The sequence below is a fragment of the Corallococcus sp. CA041A genome, from assembly GCF_003612075.1.
GTDB lineage: Bacteria > Myxococcota > Myxococcia > Myxococcales > Myxococcaceae > Corallococcus > Corallococcus exiguus.
In genome coordinates this window covers 25,482-42,807 of the sequence record NZ_RAWF01000007.1, presented here as the reverse complement: position 1 = coordinate 42,807, position 17,326 = coordinate 25,482, and the positions used below count along the sequence as shown (strand labels likewise).

The 17,326-nt window shown below is 70.2% G+C and carries 16 protein-coding genes; 6 read left to right on the top strand and 10 right to left on the bottom strand.

Features of this window, described 5'->3' with window-relative positions; genetic code table 11:
* Positions 1–85 precede the first annotated feature (85 nt).
* Positions 86–1,099: an ABC transporter ATP-binding protein gene (locus D7V77_RS02280; protein ID WP_120574631.1), complete on the top strand. Its 1,014-nt coding sequence runs from the start codon at positions 86–88 to the stop codon at positions 1,097–1,099.
* A 1-nt stretch (position 1,100) separates the two neighbouring features.
* Here D7V77_RS02280 and D7V77_RS02275 read toward each other — a convergent pair whose 3' ends face one another.
* From D7V77_RS02275 to D7V77_RS02255, 5 genes are all read right to left on the bottom strand, one after another.
* Positions 1,101–1,763 (bottom strand): hypothetical protein, encoded by a 663-nt coding sequence (locus D7V77_RS02275; protein WP_120574630.1) that lies wholly within the window; start codon positions 1,761–1,763, stop codon positions 1,101–1,103.
* A complete protein-coding gene (locus D7V77_RS02270) occupies positions 1,760–2,437 on the bottom strand; it encodes a methyltransferase (RefSeq protein WP_120574629.1) in 678 nt (225 codons plus the stop codon). The genes D7V77_RS02275 and D7V77_RS02270 overlap by 4 nt, the downstream gene beginning before the upstream one ends.
* A gap of 47 nt (positions 2,438–2,484) precedes the next feature.
* Positions 2,485–4,836 (bottom strand): glycosyltransferase, encoded by a 2,352-nt coding sequence (locus tag D7V77_RS02265; protein WP_120574628.1) that lies wholly within the window; start codon positions 4,834–4,836, stop codon positions 2,485–2,487.
* A 122-nt stretch (positions 4,837–4,958) separates the two neighbouring features.
* On the bottom strand, positions 4,959–5,141 hold the full coding sequence (locus D7V77_RS02260) for a hypothetical protein (RefSeq protein WP_120574627.1): 183 nt from the start codon (positions 5,139–5,141) through the stop codon (positions 4,959–4,961).
* 210 nt (positions 5,142–5,351) lie between these two features.
* Positions 5,352–5,549 (bottom strand): hypothetical protein, encoded by a 198-nt coding sequence (locus D7V77_RS02255; protein WP_120574626.1) that lies wholly within the window; start codon positions 5,547–5,549, stop codon positions 5,352–5,354.
* Between the two features lie 153 nt (positions 5,550–5,702).
* Here D7V77_RS02255 and D7V77_RS02250 point away from each other — a divergent pair, with 153 nt between their 5' ends.
* The 4 genes from D7V77_RS02250 (at position 5,703) to D7V77_RS02240 (ending at position 8,975) form a co-directional block, all read left to right on the top strand.
* Positions 5,703–6,038: a DUF2171 domain-containing protein gene (locus D7V77_RS02250; protein ID WP_233596612.1), complete on the top strand. Its 336-nt coding sequence runs from the start codon at positions 5,703–5,705 to the stop codon at positions 6,036–6,038.
* A 177-nt stretch (positions 6,039–6,215) separates the two neighbouring features.
* Positions 6,216–7,031: a kelch repeat-containing protein gene (locus tag D7V77_RS02245; RefSeq protein WP_199733720.1), complete on the top strand. Its 816-nt coding sequence runs from the start codon at positions 6,216–6,218 to the stop codon at positions 7,029–7,031.
* A gap of 94 nt (positions 7,032–7,125) precedes the next feature.
* On the top strand, positions 7,126–7,443 hold the full coding sequence (locus D7V77_RS43550) for a hypothetical protein (RefSeq protein WP_158624274.1): 318 nt from the start codon (positions 7,126–7,128) through the stop codon (positions 7,441–7,443).
* A 107-nt stretch (positions 7,444–7,550) separates the two neighbouring features.
* Entirely contained in the window at positions 7,551–8,975 is a 1,425-nt protein-coding gene (locus D7V77_RS02240; RefSeq protein WP_120574623.1) for a M24 family metallopeptidase, read from the top strand.
* A gap of 4 nt (positions 8,976–8,979) precedes the next feature.
* Here the strand turns inward: D7V77_RS02240 and D7V77_RS02235 are convergent, their stop codons facing one another.
* From D7V77_RS02235 to D7V77_RS02225, 3 genes are all read right to left on the bottom strand, one after another.
* On the bottom strand, positions 8,980–10,143 hold the full coding sequence (locus D7V77_RS02235) for a cytochrome-c peroxidase (protein ID WP_120574666.1): 1,164 nt from the start codon (positions 10,141–10,143) through the stop codon (positions 8,980–8,982).
* A gap of 155 nt (positions 10,144–10,298) precedes the next feature.
* The gene (locus tag D7V77_RS02230; RefSeq protein WP_120574622.1) at positions 10,299–10,703 is read right to left on the bottom strand and encodes a hypothetical protein; all 405 of its coding nucleotides are present in this window, start codon (positions 10,701–10,703) and stop codon (positions 10,299–10,301) included.
* Between the two features lie 218 nt (positions 10,704–10,921).
* Complete coding sequence (locus D7V77_RS02225) at positions 10,922–12,676, bottom strand: S8 family serine peptidase (protein ID WP_120574621.1); 1,755 nt, start codon at positions 12,674–12,676, stop codon at positions 10,922–10,924.
* A 347-nt stretch (positions 12,677–13,023) separates the two neighbouring features.
* On the opposite strand from D7V77_RS02225, the gene D7V77_RS02220 reads away from it, so the two are divergent.
* Entirely contained in the window at positions 13,024–15,450 is a 2,427-nt protein-coding gene (locus D7V77_RS02220; protein ID WP_120574665.1) for a serine/threonine-protein kinase, read from the top strand.
* Between the two features lie 39 nt (positions 15,451–15,489).
* On the opposite strand, the gene D7V77_RS02215 is transcribed toward D7V77_RS02220, so the two are convergent.
* Both D7V77_RS02215 and D7V77_RS02210 read right to left on the bottom strand, forming a co-directional pair.
* The gene (locus tag D7V77_RS02215) at positions 15,490–16,167 is read right to left on the bottom strand and encodes an RDD family protein (protein WP_120574620.1); all 678 of its coding nucleotides are present in this window, start codon (positions 16,165–16,167) and stop codon (positions 15,490–15,492) included.
* Between the two features lie 87 nt (positions 16,168–16,254).
* The gene (locus tag D7V77_RS02210) at positions 16,255–17,226 is read right to left on the bottom strand and encodes a PDR/VanB family oxidoreductase (RefSeq protein ID WP_120574619.1); all 972 of its coding nucleotides are present in this window, start codon (positions 17,224–17,226) and stop codon (positions 16,255–16,257) included.
* Between the last annotated feature and the right edge of the window lie 100 nt (positions 17,227–17,326).

Below are 17,326 nucleotides of genomic sequence, written 5' to 3'. Positions count from 1 at the left end.
CGTGGGGATGGGGCTTCGCGGGCGGACGCGAGCGGCGATGCTGGGGCCTTTCGCGGGGCGTGGCCCTGAGTGGAGGAGCGGAGCCTTGGCGACGGTGTCCCTGCAGGACGTGCGCAAGGTGTACCGGGGTGGGGTGGCGGCGGTGAAGGGCGTGACGCTGGACATCGCGGACGGCGAGTTCGTGTCGCTGGTGGGCCCGTCCGGGTGCGGCAAGTCCACGACGTTGAACCTCATCGCCGGGCTGGAGGAGCTGTCGGGCGGCGAGCTGCGCATCGACGGGCAGCGGGTGAACGACCTGTCGCCGCGCGAGCGGGACATCGCGATGGTGTTCCAGAGCTACGCGCTCTATCCGCACCTGGACGTGGCGGGGAACCTGGCGTTTCCGTTGAAGGTGGCGGGGATGGGGGCGAAGGACGTGGACGCGCGCGTGCGCGAGGTGTCCGGCGTGCTGGGGCTGGAGGCGCTGCTGGCGCGCCGGCCGAAGGAGCTGTCGGGCGGGCAGCGGCAGCGGGTGGCGCTGGGGCGCGCGTTGGTGCGCAGGCCCAAGGTGTTCCTCTTCGACGAGCCCCTGTCCAACCTGGACGCGGCGCTGCGCACGCAGATGCGCGGCGAAATCAAGAAGCTGCACGAACAGCTGAAGGCCACGTTCATCTACGTCACGCACGACCAGTCGGAGGCGATGACGCTGTCGGACCGCGTGGTGGTGATGAGCCAGGGCGAGGTGCAGCAGGTGGCCCCACCGCGCGAGCTGTATGACGCACCGGCGAACCTCTTCGTGGCGGGCTTCTTCGGCTCGCCGCGAATCAACCTGGTGAAGCCCCAGACGCTGGGTCTGTCCGAAGATGACGCGGTGCTGGGCCTGAGGCCTGAGCACCTCCAGGTGGGGCAGGGCGCCATGCCGGAGGACGCGCGCGAGGGTCGCGTGTACCTGGTGGAGCCCATGGGCGCGGAGGTCTGGGTGACGGTGGAGACAGGCGGCGAGCGCCTGGTGGCGCGGGCGCCCGGGGACTTCCGCGCCGCGAGCGGAGACACGGTGTGGCTGCGCCACGACGCGCGCTACCTGCGTCGGTTCGACGCGAAGACGGGGCGCGCGGTGTGAGTCACGGGCGGAGCCGCAGCCGGGCTTCCGCCAGGACGCAGCTGGCCTCACGCGCGACACGCGCATGGCGCGTCATCAGGGCTTCCTGGGATGCACGAGGCTGTGCCTCGAACAGGTCCCAGAGGTACTGCTCCTCCAGGACAGGGACGCGATACCCCAGCTCCTCGCCATAGCGACGCAACCGCTCCAGGGTGGCGAGCAGGTACTTCCAGTTGGTCAGCGGGCGCAGCAACAGCACCTCCCGTCGCTGGTGGGACTCGGATGCGAGGGAATGCACGTGCCCCCGCCACCGGCCTTCCTCGTACTCCACTCCGATGGCCGAGAGGCCCAGGTCGAACCTGGAAAGGCGCTCCTCCAGGCTCGCTGGCGTGCAGTCATGGGCCACTTCGAGTCGCTGCCCCGAAAACTGGAAGGTCGTCTGGAATGGAGGGTTGTCGTCCAGCAGCACGGCTCCGAGTGCTTCCAGGTGCAGCAGGAGCGCCTGCCGGTCCTGGAGGGTCGCTGGCCAGAGGTCCAGGTCATGAGGGGAACGACCATGGAGCAGTGTCTTGAACGCACCCCCGGCCAGGAAGAATCGACCTGGAAACGCGCGGGAGACAATCGGAGCGAGCTGGTCCCGAGCAAAGGCGATGACCGAGTCCGGCGCGAGAGGCGAGCACCTCATGCCGGATCCAGAAGGCGTGCACGCAACTCGCGTACGGTGACGCCCTGCTCGTCGATGACCTGGAGCGCGCCGTCCAACGTCTCCACGCGGGACTGTCCGTTGTAGAAGGGCTCCACGATGGCGAAACGCCGGGTGTAGAGCGCGTCTCCCGCGGCGTCGACGTGATGCCAGCCGCCTGCGTCCCGGGCACGCGCGAAGCCCTTGTGGAAGACATCCAGGTCCAGGAACCGGCGCGCGTTCAGGGGGTGCCCCTGCTTGTCGATGTGCAGGTGGAGACCCGAGGACTCCTGCACCACCGCGCAGCCGTCCCGGAAGTCTCCCGCGTAGGCATACCGTTCCAGGTAGGCCGCATCTCCCCGGCCGTCGATGTGGAAGTAGCGGCCGTCCTTCGCCCGGACCGGACAGCGTCCGTCCTGGAAGTTGCCGCACCACGCGTGGCGCCCTGGGGTGAGCTCCTGCCCATCCACTCGCAAGTGGAACGCACCCGCTGCATCCACGACCGCCGCGAGCCCTTCATAGAATCCAAACGTCCGGATGAAGCGGCGGGAAGAGAGCGCGTTCCCCCTCAAGTCGATGTGGAATGCTCCCGAGGCGTCCCTGACGGCCGCGAGCCCTGGCTCGTGAAAGGAAAGGACCTCGGTGAAGCGCGCGGCATAGAGCGGCTTGCCGTCCACGAGATGATGGGTCCTGTCAGGCGAGACCCGCGGATGGGAGCTGGGGTTCAAGGGGCCTCCTTCACCGGCTGACGCATGTTGCATCCACGGCACAGGGGATGGTCCTGATAGCCGTTCAGCAGCCGTTGATAGGCCGGGCCCGTCCACACCTCCTGGATGCCCACCGCGTTCAGGTTGCCCAGATTCCCGAGCGTTCGTCGTTCCTTGTCGGGAGCGCAGCAGGGGTCGAAGCGGCCCACGGCGCTCACCCATGCCTCCTTCCCCAGGAAGGGGCAGTGCGCGCCTGGCGCGAGGTCCGTGACGGCCTCCGCGCCCAGGGGGAGGATGTTCTCCAGGAGCACCTTGCTCCCATCTGGCCGACGGCACTCCTCCGCGACGGCATGGGCCTGCCGGACGGCCTCGTTCCAACGGTGGATCGCGGATGCGTCGCGCCTCATGGACAGGGGCTGGATGGCGGCGAAATGGGCCCAGAGGTGATGCCCCTTCACCCGGTCGACGCCCAGTCCCGCCGCGAGCCGCACGATGTCCGCCAGCTCGCCCACGTTCGACTCCAGGAAGGTGAGCTGGAGCGTGACCCGGCAGCGGTGGCCTCCCTGGTGGGCATGCGCATCACGCTCGGCCAGGAACTGGCGGAGGTTCTCCAGGACCTGCTCCCAGCGCGTCCCTGGCATCACCGTTTCGTGGGTCTGCTTCGTGGCCCCATTCCAGGACACCTTCACGTCGGAGGTGATGGGGACCAGTCTGCGTGCCCACGCGCGTGCTCCGCGCCTGGGAAACGTCCCGTTGGTGGTGAGGTTCAGCCACACCCCGTGCGCCATGCACAGGTCGATGATGTCGTCGAAGTGGGGATAGAGCAGCGGCTCTCCCATGGTGGACGGAATCACCTCCCGCAGGGGCGTGCCATCACTGTCCTCCATGACCCTTCGCAGGAGCTCGAGGGGCATGCGGCGCTTCGGCTGGCCCGCTTCCCTGCGCAGCCGCTGGGTGTCGCTGTGGGGCGAGTGGTCCTCGCACATGATGCAGTGCAGGTTGCAGTCGTCGGGGTTGGTGTCGAAGGTGATTCGCCAGGGGCCGGGCCGGGTGGCAGGACGGCGGGCACGGTGTTCCCGGATGGCGCGTGCGTAGAGCGCCTCCACGGCCTCCACATGGGCTTGCATCCCCTGCACGTCGCCGCTTTCGCCCCAGAGGTGCCCACGGCTGCCCAGGCGCACCGCCAGGTCCGGGGCATCCACGAGCTGCTGCATGGCCTGGGCAAGCGACCCGGGGTCGCGGTGGGTGAAGAGCACGCCATTTTCTCCATCCCGGACGTACTCGCGCATCCCTCCTGCATCCGCGGTGATGACAGGCACCCGCGCCTGGAGCGCCTCGTGGATGACCAGCGGAGAGTTCTCCACCCAGATGGAGGGCACGACGATGGCATCCACGTGGTTGAAGACATCCGGAACGATGTCCGCGTTGCGGTACTCGGGAAGCCACTCCACGCGCGTGCCGGCATCTCCCGGGAGGGCGCGGGCCATGGCCTTGAGCGTCTCCGTGTGTTCGCCGCGAGGCCGGCCCCAGATTTTCAGCCGGGCCTTGCCGCGCACCTGCCCGAAGGCCTGGATGAGATGGTGGATGCCCTTGGCCGGGATGTGGGTGCCGATGTAGCCGAAGACGACGTCGGGTTCGGGCGTTCGCTGCCGGTGGCGCAGTCGCTCCAGGTCGAAGCCGTAATCCAGATACACCGCCTTGTTGGCGGGCAGCCCGAAGTCCCGCTGGAAACGCTCCAGCAGGTAGCGCGAGGGAGCGATGAAGAGGTCCACGTGCTCCATCATCCGGCGCACATGCTCCATCCGGTCGCGCACCCACTGACTCCAGTGCGCGACGTCCTGCTCCCGCGTTTCGGGGCCTCCAGAGAAGTAGCGCGCGTAGCAGCGCTCCGCGCACTTCCGGTCCTCCTGGCCTGAACATGCGGACCAGGGCTCGCTCCCAGGTACGGAATGCATCTGCATGAACTGCCCCCGGGGACACATGAGCCAGTAGTCGTGCAGGGTGAAGACGATGGGGATTCCACGGGCCGCGCCTACCTCCAGCAGGGACGTGGACAGGTGGTTCAGATGGCCCACGTGGATGACGTGGGGACGGAAGCCGTCCAGCACCTCCTCGAAGCGTTGATCCACCCCTTCATGCCGGTAGCGGTCACGACTGTTGGGGAGGTTGACCAGGTGCAGCAGGACACGTGGGTCGTCCGGATCGCGCTCCTGCGTCAGCGCGTAGTCTGGGAGGAACGGGTCCTCGCGGCGGGTGAAGACCTGGACCTCGTGCCGGCTCGACAGGCCTTGTGAAAGTGCCTGGGTATACACCTCCGAGCCTGCGTTGAAGCGCATGGGATAGCCATGGATGACCTGAAGGACTCGCATGAGAGGGCCCGGGCGTCATGGCTCCTGGCCACGACACTGGTTGAAATGAGAGGGTGTGGAACGCCGCGACACGGCTCCGCCCACATGCGCGAAGCCGTGTCTCCATGTGGGTGGCTGGATCTCTACTTCAACGCGGGCGTGGCGGGCGCGGGAGCCTGAGGCTTCTGGGTATCCACTTCCTCTTCGGAGGGACGACCTTCTTCGCCACGAGACTGCCAGTACGCGTCATGCTCGGAATTGAGCTGACGCGAACGGTTATCGATATCTGCCTGCGAGGGTTGGTACTGCTTCGAAGACCTGCTCATGGGCATCTCCAGTGTCGGATTTGCCGGCGGTGCTCGTGGTCATGCCGGATTCAACGGCCAACCAAGCCTCCGTCCAGACGGACGGCCACGGACCCACGTGGAAATTCCTGGCCAGTTGGGGTTCTGCGGGCTGCATCAAAACCATACACAGGCGGGTCGCGCATCGCAACCCGCCTTGGGGTGGGTGTGAGGAATTGGGCGGGGAGGTTGTCAGGCGTAGACCTGTTCGCTCTCCACGACCGGTTCCAGCCGGCGCTGGAGGGCGGCGAGCCGGTCGTAGCGCTGGTGCAGCGCTTCCTTGAGCTCGCGTTGTTCCGCGTGGGCGATTTCATCCAGCAGCGTGTTCAGTGCGGAATCCACTGCGTCCTTCAACACGCGCGATTCGTCGTTCGACAGTTCCAGCAGCATGGGGGCCTCCTTGAGGCAACGTTAGGCACCGCGCGACGGGGCCGCGCGCAGGGCAGGCACACAGGCGTGGAAGAAGGCGGCCCGAGGGCCCACCGGGCTGCCTGTCACATCGCGCACGGCGGCGGGAGCGACCCCACTCTTGGTGAGGACCCCATGAGCGCGAGGAGCGACGCGATGATTCACGCGGGAGAGGTTCGCGAAGGCATGTCGGTGCGCACCGCCGACGGACAGCGGCTGGGCCGGGTGGCGGGCGTGGGCGACACGCACTTCGAACTGGAGCAGGGGGTGGTGCCCATTCCCCGGCGCGACTACCTGGTCGAGTACAGCGACGTGGAGGCCGTGAGCGGGGATGAAGTCCTGCTCAAGCCGGCGGACCACTCGCAGCTCACGCTGGAGGAGGACGACGACGGCGGAGCCCTGCCGCCGCGCCACAGCGAGGGCCTGGAAGCGGAGCCCGCGAACGACCCCGTGGGTCCCATGAGGCACTGATGCGGAAGGGCCCGGCGCGCCTCCGGGACTTCGGGATTTCCAACCCGGAGGGCAGGGCAAGACCCTGGAATCACAGGGTCTTGCAGGAGCCTGGGTGTCAGACCGGCGGGTTAAACGGACCCCTCGACCAGACGTCCCGGTGGGGCCATGCGACGGTTTTCGACTTCTTGCGTCACGATGCTGTGGTTGGGAGTGGTGTTCGCGTGCGGGCCCGCGCCGCGCGCCGATGCGGGCGGCGTGGAGGCGCCGGTGCCGGGCGTGTTGTCCACGCCGAGGCGGCTGTTGCCCTACCTCGCGTTGGACGACGGGAGGGTGCTGGCGGCGGGAGGGCATGACGGCAACCGCACGCTGGGCAGCTGCGAGGTCTTCGACCCGGAAACAGGGCACTGGAGGTCCACGGGAGCGCTGCGCACGGCGCGGCGCAACCACGCGGCGGTGCGGCTGCTGGATGGGCGCGTGCTGGCGGTGGGCGGCTCCAACGGCGTGACGGTGGGCGCGCTGGCGAGCGCGGAGCTGTACGCGCCGGACACGGGCGTGTGGACGCAGGCGTCGCCCATGAGCGAGGCGCGCAACGACCCCGCGGTGGTGGTGTTGCCGGACGGGCGCGTGCTGGTGGTGGGCGGCACCACGACGCAGGCGGCGAGGACGGCGGAGGTGTACGTGCCGGAGCGCAACGCCTGGGAGTTGGTGGAGGCGCCGGCGGTGCCGCGCGAGCACCACGCGGCGCTGCTGACCGCGGAGGGCGCGGTGCTGGTGGTGGGCGGCGAGCACTCCTCACGAGGCACACTGGACTCCGCGGAGCGCTTCGATCCGGCGAAGGGCCTCTGGACGCAGGCGCCCACGCTGCATGAGCCGCGAGGCGAAGCCGGAGCGCTGTGGCTGCGCCGGGGCACGGTGCTGGTGGTGGGCGGAGTGAACGAACTGGGCACCCTGGCCACGAGCGAGGAGTACGTCCCCGCTCCCGCCGTGGCCCAGGTCACTCCGGGAGAGTAGGCCCGGCTTCGTTCATGAACGGGGGATGTCCGGGACTGGAGGGCGAGGCCGATTCGAGAAGCGTGGCAGCTGCAGTTCTGCTGAGCTTCCGCGCATGACCTCTGGCCCTCCGCACCACGCGTCCATCAGCGGCCCCGTGGCCGACGACTACTGGTCCTTCGAGGATGACCACGGACACCAGCACGTCTCCCGCGTCACCCTGGGCCGGCCCGCGCCCATCCCCCAGGATGCCAACGGAGATTGGTACTGCCCGCTGATCATCGGCCACGCGGTGCCCATCACCGTCAGCATGGTGGGCGTCGGTCCCGTGGATGCCCTGCTCAACGCCGCGCGGTTCGTCCGCGAGCACTTCCACGAGCTGCGCAAGGTCAGCCCCCGCGCCACGCCCCCAGGCTCCACGGATTCGAAGTGAAGCCAGGACAGTGTGTCTGGCTTTTCCGCGAATGACTGACAACGGCGGTTCCTGACGGCCTTTTTGCGCCGCGCGGCGCGACAGGGCGCGTGACAGACTGCGCGCCCATGCGCTCCTGGAAACACTTGCTCGTCGTCCCGCTCGTCTGTTCCTCCGCCTGCGCCACCGCGCCCGCCGCCCCCTCGAAGCCCGAGGTCCCGGTTGCGGCCGCTCCGGCCGCTCCGGCTGCTCCCGCCGCCCCGGTGCGCCCCTTCGGCACGCTGCGCGAACAGTCCGTGCGCCAGCAGGCGTGGCTCAAGGAACGGCTGGAGACCGGCGTGCCCCAGCTCATGCGCAAGTACGGCGTGCGCATGTGGGTCGTCCCCATGCGCGAGTACAACGAGGATCCCGTCTTCAAGGCGCTCGTCTCCCCCACCACCTTCGCCGCCCGCCGCCGCACCATCTACGTCTTCTTCGACCGCGGCGCGGACAAGGGCGTGGAGCGGCTGGCGCTCGGCGGCAGCACCCAGGGCGGCCTCTATGAAGCCCGCCGCGCTCCCATGATGGTCGACCGCGGCGGCTCGCAGCGCGCCGCGGAGCTCCTGGGCCCCGAACAGTGGCTGCTCCTCAAGCAGGTCGTGGAGGAGCGCAAGCCGGACTCCATCGCCATCGACGTGTCCCCCGCCATCGCCTTCGCGGACGGCCTCACCCACGGCGAATACGAAGGCATGGCCCAGGCCCTGGGCCCCACCTGGGCGAAGCGCCTCAAGCCCGCCGGCGGCCTGCCCCTGGACGTGCTCGGCTGGCGCAGTGCTGACGAGGTCCGCTTCTACGCCGACCTCCAGAAGTACGCCTGGAACCTCATCCAGACCGCCTTCTCCAACGCCGTCATCACCCCCGGCACCACCACCACCCAGGACGTGGAGTGGTGGATGCGCCAGCGCCTGGCCGATGAAGGCCTGGACACCTGGTTCCAGCCGGACGTGGACGTGCAGCGCCAGGGCGCCACCGACGAACAGCTGGGCGACAGCCCCGTCATCCAGCGCGGCGACGTGCTCCACTGTGACTTCGGCGTCACCGCGCTCCGCCTCAACACCGACACCCAGCACATGGGCTACGTGCTGCGCGACGGCGAGACGGACGCGCCCGAAGGCCTCAAGGCCGCGCTCAAGGCGTCCAACCGGCTCCAGGACATCGTCACCGGTGAAATCAAGCCGGGCCGCACCGGCAACGAAGTCCTGCGCGCCTCGCTCGCGCGCATGAAGTCCGAAGGCATCAACGGCAGCGTGTACTCACACCCCATTGGCCTGCACGGCCACGGCGCCGGCCCCATGATTGGCATGTGGGACCGCCAGGAGGGCGTGCCCGGCAACGGCGAGCACAAGGTGATGCCGGACTCCTGGTTCTCCATCGAGCTTCAGGCCACCAGCCCCGTGCCGGAGTGGAAGGACCAGCCCGTGCGCTCCGCCCAGGAGGAGGACGTCGTCGTGGACTCGCAGGGCGCCGTGCACTGGGCCTTCCAGCGTCAGACGTCCTTCCACCTGGTGCGCTGAAGGCCTACTTCGCCGCGCCCGTCATGGACTTGAGCAGCGTCACCAGCGCCTGCTTCTCCTCGCTGCTCAGGTCCAGCTTGACGATGGTCTCCGTGCGCACGCCAGCGAAGGTGCCGGCCGGGTCGCCGCCCTCGTTGTAGAAGTCGACCACGTCCTCCAGCGTCTTCTCCGCGCCGGTGTGCATGTACGGCGCGCTCAGCGCCACGTTGCGCAGCGTGGGCGTGCGGAACGCGCCCTCCACCTCCGTGGGCTTGCTCTGCGCCTGCGCCTTCAGCGTGGACAACCGCGCCGCGTCGATGCCCGACGGCGCGTCGCTGTAGGGGCCCGCGGCGTTGAGCGGCCAGGACACCAGCGTGTCCACCACGTCCGCCTGCCCGCGCCGCCCCGCGCCCGTGTCCTTCAACCCCAGGTTGTGGAACTTGTCGTCCGACAGCGAGCGGCCCTTGTGGCACACCACGCACTGGCCCTTGCGCACGAACGTCTTCAGGCCCAGGTACGCCGGGTCCTTCTCCTGCGTGCCCGCCTCCACCGCCTGCAGGAAGCGACGCACGTCCGCGTCGAAGGGCGCGTCGGTGCGGTTGAGCGTGCGCTGGTACGCCGCCAGCACCTTGCCCAGGTTCGCCATCAGCCGGTCGGAATCCGACTCGTCCGCGGGGGCCTTGCCGAACAGCTGCGTGTACCCCGCCGTGTACGAGGGCTCCTCGGACAGCCGCGTGCGCACCACCGTCGCGTCCGAGTCCATCTCGATGGGGTTCGTCAGCGGCAGCACCGCCTGCGACCAGAGCCGGTCCGCCCGTCCGTCCCACATGAACCAGCGGCTGTAGCCCACGTTCAACAGGCTGGGCGGGTTTCGCTCGGACTGGTGGCCTCCGCAGCCCTCCGCCGTCGCCGTCTCCACCGTGTAGGACTCACCCGCGTGGCAGCTCTTGCAGGACACCGTCCCGCAGCGCGACAGCTTCGGGTCCTCGAACAGCCGCTGCCCCAGTGACGCCGCGTCCGGGTTGTCCGCCCACTTGTTGGTGGGGTCGGCCTCCGGCTTCACGCTCTGCGTGTGCAGGGCGCTCAGCTGGTCCAGCTCGTCTTCGGTCGGAAAGGGCACTTCGGATTCGCAACCCGCCCCCAGCAGGGCCAGGGCGAGCACGGCGGTACGCGGACGGAAACCAGTCATGGGCCGATGCAGCTTCGCGCCCTTGTGTTCAGCAATCAATGGTTCCTGTCCCCCCGCCGGGCATGCGGCCATCCACGCACGAAGGCCGGGGACCCCTTTCGAGGGCTTGCCCCGGCCTTCACGGCGTGAAGCACTTCAACGGGACTTCGGGAGCGCTACTCGCAGGCCAGCTTGAAGCTCACCACCGGCGCCGAGAATTTGGCGATCTTCATCTTCGTGGGGCCCGGGGTGACCGTGGGCGCCGCGCCGTTGGCGCACTTGAGGCCCGCGTCCAGCACCAGCTCCACGTTCAGCTCCTTGTCCTCCGGCAGCGCGCTGACGTTGTAGCTGCAACGGTTGTTGCGGCTCTGCTTCACCTCGCCCCGGCCCAGCGCCACGGCGTCACCCTCCGTCACCTTCACCCCGACCGACGTGCACGGATCACCCTGCAGGCCGCTCGCGGGGTACGCGACGCTGCCCGTGACCGTGGCGTTGCCCGCGCGACCCGAGGCCGCCGCGCCGCTCGAAGAGGCGCAACCCGTGGCGGCAACGACGAGGGCGGCAACAGCAATTCGAAACATGGATATCCTCAATTCAAGAATGAGATGTTTTTCGCGCCGGGTTGGCCGCCTTCCCGGCAGCCATTGGCGCGCGCCACGTACAATCCCGGCGCGCATTCATTCCACGCAGCAGCGCATTCTCGATTTCATCACTCGGAGCATTTTTGGGTTCCCCAACAGCCACGCTCCGCGTCCGTGATGCGCTGCTTACGTCTCCCATGAATTGAGAAGTGGGTGCGTCACGGCAGCCGTTGCAGGGCGTCTCGCGCGCGCACCAGGCCGTGGCCGAACACGGGGTCCCGGCCCGCGATGCCCAGGTCGCGCGCGGAGGACTCCAGGGCGTCGCGCACCTGTTGGGGCGTGAGCTCCGGCCGGGCGCTCCAGAGCAGCGCGGCCACGCCGCTCACGTAGGGCGCGGCCATGGAGGTGCCGGAGACGTGGGTGTAGTCCACCGGAATCAGTGACAGCCGCGCGTCCGCGCCCAGCCGCTCGCGCAGCACGGTGCTGGCCGCCTGGTTGACGCTGACGGCGGGGGCCCAGCGGCCGATGCGGGGCAGGGAGAGGATGTCCACCGCACCGCCCGCGGGGGCGTCGTCGGAGCCGAAGACGACGGCGCGCGCGCCCTGCATCATCACGTTGGCCATGGCCTCGGACACCGGCACCGCGCCCGGCCGCACGTAGGCGACGAAGCCGTCACAGGTGGCGCCCAGACACGCGGCCAGGGAATCCCCCAGGCCGCAGTCCACCAGCCGCCCCGCGGTGTCACCCGTGGGCGAGTACAGGAGCGAGCGCGACATGGGGGACGTGTCGTCCAGGGACATCTCCGCGAAGGCGCCCAGGCCCCGGGGGAAGGTGGACAGCACGTCCACGCCGGGCGCCACCAGCGCGAGGTCCGCGCCCATGTTGGAGAAGCTCGCGCGCCGCTCGTTCGCGTCCACCGCGCCCACCGCGAGCACGGACGGGTCGGACGCGGGGTACAGCACCGGGCCGCCCTGGTTGCCCGCGGCCGCCACCACCAGCAGGCCGTGATCCGCCAGCGCGCGGAACGCCTCCACCGTGCTGCGCGTGGGGTTGCCACCGCCCAGCGACAGCGACACGACGCGCGCGCCCTGGGACTCGCACCACTCCATGGCGGAGAGGACCACGCTCATCTGCGTCTGCCCGGACAGGTCCAGAACGCGGGCGATGAGCAGCGACGCTTTGGGAGCCACGCCCACCATGCCGCCCGGCGCGCCCCGGGGGCCGGTGTCGCCGCCCTGGCCCATGCGCGCCGCGATGATGCCCGCCACGTGCGTGCCGTGGCCCTGGCCCCACTGGCCCTGGGGGCCGCGGTCATTGGCGTCGTCGTCTTCATCCAGGAGGTCATGGCTTCCCGCCACCGCGCCCTGGAACTCCGGGTGGTCCATGTCCAGGCCGCTGTCGATGACGCACACCCGCACGCCCTCGCCCGTGGGCGCGCCCACGTCCAGCACGCCGTCCCGGTCCGCGTCCCACACGTCCGGGGCCTGCACCAGGTGCAGGCCCTCGGTGTACTCGTCCCCCGGCATGGGCGTGACGGCCGTCACCTGGCGCGGCAGCGGCGCGAGCAGCACGGGCGTCAGGCCCTGGGCGACCCAGATCTGGTCCGCCTCGATGCTCTCCACCAGGGGGCTGCGCTCCAGCAGGAGCCGCTCCTGGGGCGACACGCGCGCGGCCACCGCGGGGATGTTGCGGTAGACGGCGCCCACCTTCGCGCCGGTGCTCGCCGTGAAGCTGGCGCCGGACGCCGTGACGCTCGAGGCCTGGGTGCGGTCTCCCCGGCGGAAGCGGATGATGACCGGCTCGCGCCCGTCATCCTGCACCCGGGAGGGCAGGTTTCCATCCAGCCCCTGGCGGACCGTCATCCCTCCGGCGACGACGCCCGGGCACACCTGGCCCTGCGCGGAGGTGCGTGGGGACGACTCCGGCGCACATGCGGCCAGCGCCAGCAATCCGACGAATGTCCAATGCCTCATGATGCGACTCCTTCCAAGCAGGACGCCCCTCCTGAGGGCGGTCCCCCTACATGGCGGAGGACCGGGAGGTGCCCGCCCCCCTCACAGAGGAAGGAAGCGGCGTGCTGCGATGAGGGAACGCATCCCCAGGCTGACTCGCATCGTCTCCAGGCCCCGGGTGCATCCCGGACGTGCGCGGGTGCACAACAGACCTGTTGTCAGTCGGAACACAGGCTCGGGAATTCCGTTGGCCCCGGGACTTTCTCTTTTTCGCGCCGGGGGTGTCCGAAGGCTGGCAAGGAGGGGTGGCGCGACGTGCGCGGCTTGATTCCATGGGGGAGTCCATGCTGCGCTCCGGAGCCGAAGCCATGAGCACCGCACCCACAGAGTCCCCCCGTTTCTTCGGGCGCTATGAGCTCGTCCACCTCCTGGGCCAGGGCGGCATGGGAGAGGTGTACCTGGCGAAGCTGTCCGGGGCGGCGGGCTTCGAAAAGCCCTGCATCGTGAAGACCATCCTGCCGGGGCTGGTGAAGGACCGGCAGTTCCTGGACCGGTTCCACCACGAGGCCAAGGTGCTGGTGCACCTGGTCCACTCCTCCATCGCCCAGGTGTACGACATGGGCGAGGCGGACGGCACCTACTACATGGCCCTGGAGTACGTGGCGGGCGTGGACCTGGGCTATCTGCTGGAGCAGGCCCGGGTGCAGGGGCGGGCGGTGCCGGCGCCGGTGGCGCTCTACATCGGCCAGCGCATGGCGGAGGGCCTGGGGTACGCGCACCGCAAGACGGGCACGGACGGCGAGCCCCTGGGCATCGTCCACCGCGACGTGTCCCCGCACAACGTGATGGTGTCGTACGAGGGCGAGGTGAAGGTCATCGACTTCGGCCTCGCGAAGTCCACCGCGCGCAGCAAGTACACGCTGCCGTCCACGGTGATGGGGAAGCTGGGCTACATGTCCCCGGAGCAGGTCCGCGCCGAGCCGCTGGACCATCGCAGCGACATCTACTCCTGCGCGGTGGTGGTGTGGGAGATGCTGGCGGGCCGTGGGCTGGTTCCCCACGGCACCGTGGGCGAGATGATGGCGGCGATGTCGCATCCGGTGGTGCCGCCGCTGACGGACTTCCGTCCGGACGTGGAGACGTCGCTGGAAGCCGTGCTGCGCCGCGCGCTGGCGCCGTCGCCGACGGACCGGTACGGGCGGGCGGATGAGTTCGCGCGGGCGCTCAACGCGGAGCTGCTGCGCTCGGGGAATCCCATTGGAGCGGAGGAGGCGGGCGAGTTCGTGCGCGCGCTCTGCCCGGAGGCCTTCGCCGAGCAGCGCAAGCTGACGTCCAGCGTGCACGGGGAGCGGAGAACGCCGTCGCCCGCGCCCCGGGGCGGTTCGGGCACGGGGCTGTACGGCGGTTCCGGCAGTGGCTCGGCGGATGTCCAGGCCACGGCGCCGGGGACCGGCGAGGAGTCCGCCGGGAACAGGCCCAACACCGGGCGCATCGACGTGGATGGGCCAGGGCTCGGGCCGGGGGGCACGTTCGTGTCCCATCCCTCGGGCTCTGGCGGCGTGGCGCCGAGCACGTCGGGCTCAGGCGGTGTGGCCCTGCCCACGTCGGGTTCGGGAGGCGTGCGGAGCACGTCGGGCTCCGGTGGGGTGGCGCGGGGCACGTCGGGCTCTGGTGATGTGGCGCGCGGCACGACGGGTTCCGGTGGCGTGGCGCGGAGCACCGACGAGGTGGACGCGGCCGCGCTGGGCGCCACGGCGGTGCACCTGGCCGCCGCGCCGTCCCAGGGCGCCGGGGTGGCGGGCACCTCCGGACAGCTGCCGGCGCAGACCGGGTCTCGCAGGCCGGTGGCGCGGATCGCCGTGGCGGCGCTGCTGCTGGTGGGCGCCTCCGTGGGCATCACCGCCTACGTGCTGCGCCCGAATACGGCCGAGCAGCCCGTGGCACCCCAGACGCTTCCGCCGTCCGAGCCGGTCGTGGCCGCCGCGCCCCCGAAGGTGGAGGAGCCGCTCCCCGCGGTGACGCCGCCCGAGGAGCCCCCTCCCGAGGCGGCGGTGGACGCGGGCGCGGGGGAGCCGGAGGCGAAGCCCGGGCCGGTGGTGAAGGCTCCGCCCGAGGTGAAGCCCGTCCCCGGACCGAAGCGGCCCGCGACGCCCCAGGTCGAGATGGTGCCCGCTCATCTGACCGTGGCGAAGATTGGCGAAACGGGCGGCGGCCAGCGCATGGTGGACGCGACAGTGCCCAAGGGCACCAACGCGGGCTCCGTGTTCAAGGTGGTGGGCCCTCCGCAGCGGGGGACCCGCAAGCGTCCGGTGCTGGGGACGGCGACCGTGGTGTCCATCCAACCGAACCGCGAGCGCATGAACGTGCGGCTGGACGCGGATGCGGATGCGGCGAAGGAGCCGCGCTTCCTGCTGCTGAGCGGGCGCCCGTCGGGGCCAACGCTGCCCACGCCCGTGGCCGAGTCCCCGCCGGCCGCGCCGCCCACGCCCGAGCCGAAGCCCGTGGAGCGCTCGCGCCTCCTGGGACAGGCGGAGATCGACGGCATCCTGGGGAGCAGCTTCAACAGCACCCTCTATGTGATCAGCTCCGACACCCGGACCTGGCACAACTGCTCCATCGTCCTGAGCGGACGGAGGGGGGCGCGGATGGCGCGGCTGGAGCCCTACCAGACGCACACGGTCAAGGTGGAGGAGCGCTACTTCAAGGTGAGCGAGAAGCTGCCCGCCGTGCCGGAGAAGGCCGTGTGGGTGAACTGCGACGAGGGCGAGGACACCTTCGCGCTGCGCAAGCGCTGAGGCGCGAGGACGCGAGCCTCCGTCGGCTCGCGTGACGTCTCAGGGCCCCAGCCGCGTGGCGGCCACGGGGCACTCGTTGCGCAGGAACTCCGAGACCTCCGTGTCGCCGCCGTTCGCGTTGCGCACCGCGCGGGACAGGGACGCGCGGCACTGCCAGGTGGCCTCGCGCGTGCCGTGGCAGCAGTGCCACCCGGTCAGCGTGCGGTCCAGGTACTGGAGCATCTCCTGGCGCGTGGGCGTGACGATGCTCCACACCGCGCCCGCCAGCAGCACCAGCCCCACGAGCGGCAGCGGCAGGCTCCGCGCCCAGCCACGAATCCCGCCCGGAATCACGGCCGCGTGCACGCCCAGCTGCGCATCCAGCGGCCGGTGTTGCAGCACCACCTGCAGCAGCAGCTCCACCGGCGCGGTGAGCGCGCGCAACAGCCCCGCGCCCAGGCCGGGCGCCCGTCCTTCCGCCCGCTCCAGCTTCAGTCCCAGGGCGTGACGGCCCGGGCTGAGCCCCGTCAGCCCGCCCACGCAGGACAGCACCACCCAGGCGACCCCCATGGCGAACCCCAGCAGCGCCGGCGTGGACACCCACTCCGCCGCGCGCACCGCCCCCCAACCCACGAGCGCCGCGCCCGTGAGGTCCAATGCATCCGCCACCCAGAGCCGGTTCTGGAACCGGGCCTCGGTGGGCGGAGTGTCCATGGAGAACAACGTCCCGTCGCTCATCAGCCTCTCTCGTGTACGAGCGGGGCGCGAGCATAGGCGGCCCGCCGCGTACAGGCGCGCTTCAAAACGTCGGGCCCGGGGGTGTCACTACAGATCCAGCACCAACCGCTTGGACCGGGCACGTGACACGCAGACCAGCATTCGCGCATTTCCCGCGGGCTCTTGCTGGAAGAACGTGTCACGGTGGTCCGGAGTGCCCTCGCACACGCGGGTGACGCAGGTGCCGCAGGAGCCCGCCTCACAGTCGCTCTCCACCTTCACGCCGTGGGTGCGCAGCACGTTGAGCACGCTCTTGCCGGCCGGCACGCGCAGCACCTGGCCGGTGCTCTTGAGCGACACCTCGAAGTCCTCCTCCGGGGTCGCGTGGGTGGCGGACGTGCCCTCCGCGGTGAAGGCCTCGAAGTGCACCTTCTCCCAGGGCCACTTGTGCAGCGTGGCCGCCTCGCGAACGGCCTTCATCAGGCCCGCCGGACCGCAGCAGTACAGCCGGGTGCCCGGGCCGCGCGTCGCGAGCAGCGCCCGCACGTCCAGCCCCTTGGAGGGGTCACCCCCGTCGTGGTGCACGTGCACGCGGCCCGCGAAGGACGGCGTGGACAACAGTTCCAGGAAGGCGGTGCGGTCCGCTTCGCGCGTGCAGTAGTGCAGCACCCACTCCGCGCCGGTGCGCTCCAGCAGGCGCGCCATGGCCAGGAGCGGCGTGATGCCGATGCCGCCCGCGATGAGAACGTAGCTGCGTCCGTACAGGAGGGGGAAGTCGTTGAGGGGCTCGCTCACGGTGAGCACGTCGCCCTCGTGGACGTTCTCGTGCATCGCCTTGGAGCCGCCGCGGCCGTTGGCGTCGCGCTGCACGGCGATGACGTAGCGGTGCGACTCGCTCGGGTCGTTGCAGAGCGAGTACTGGCGCATGCCGTCGAGGCCCGGCACCTGCACGTCCAGGTGTGCGCCGGCTTCGAACTCGGGCAGGGGGCTGCCGTCCTGGGAGACGAGCTCGTAGGACTGGATGCCCTCCGCTTCACGGGTGATGCGCGCCACCCGGAGGCGCAGCGTGTTCGTCGTCACGGTATTGCCCCTGTTCCCTTGCCCGCCGCCCGCGCGAGACCGATCTGGCCGCGCACGGTGTGCATTCCCGCGCCGCCCGGGGAGTGGGGCCGGGTGCGGT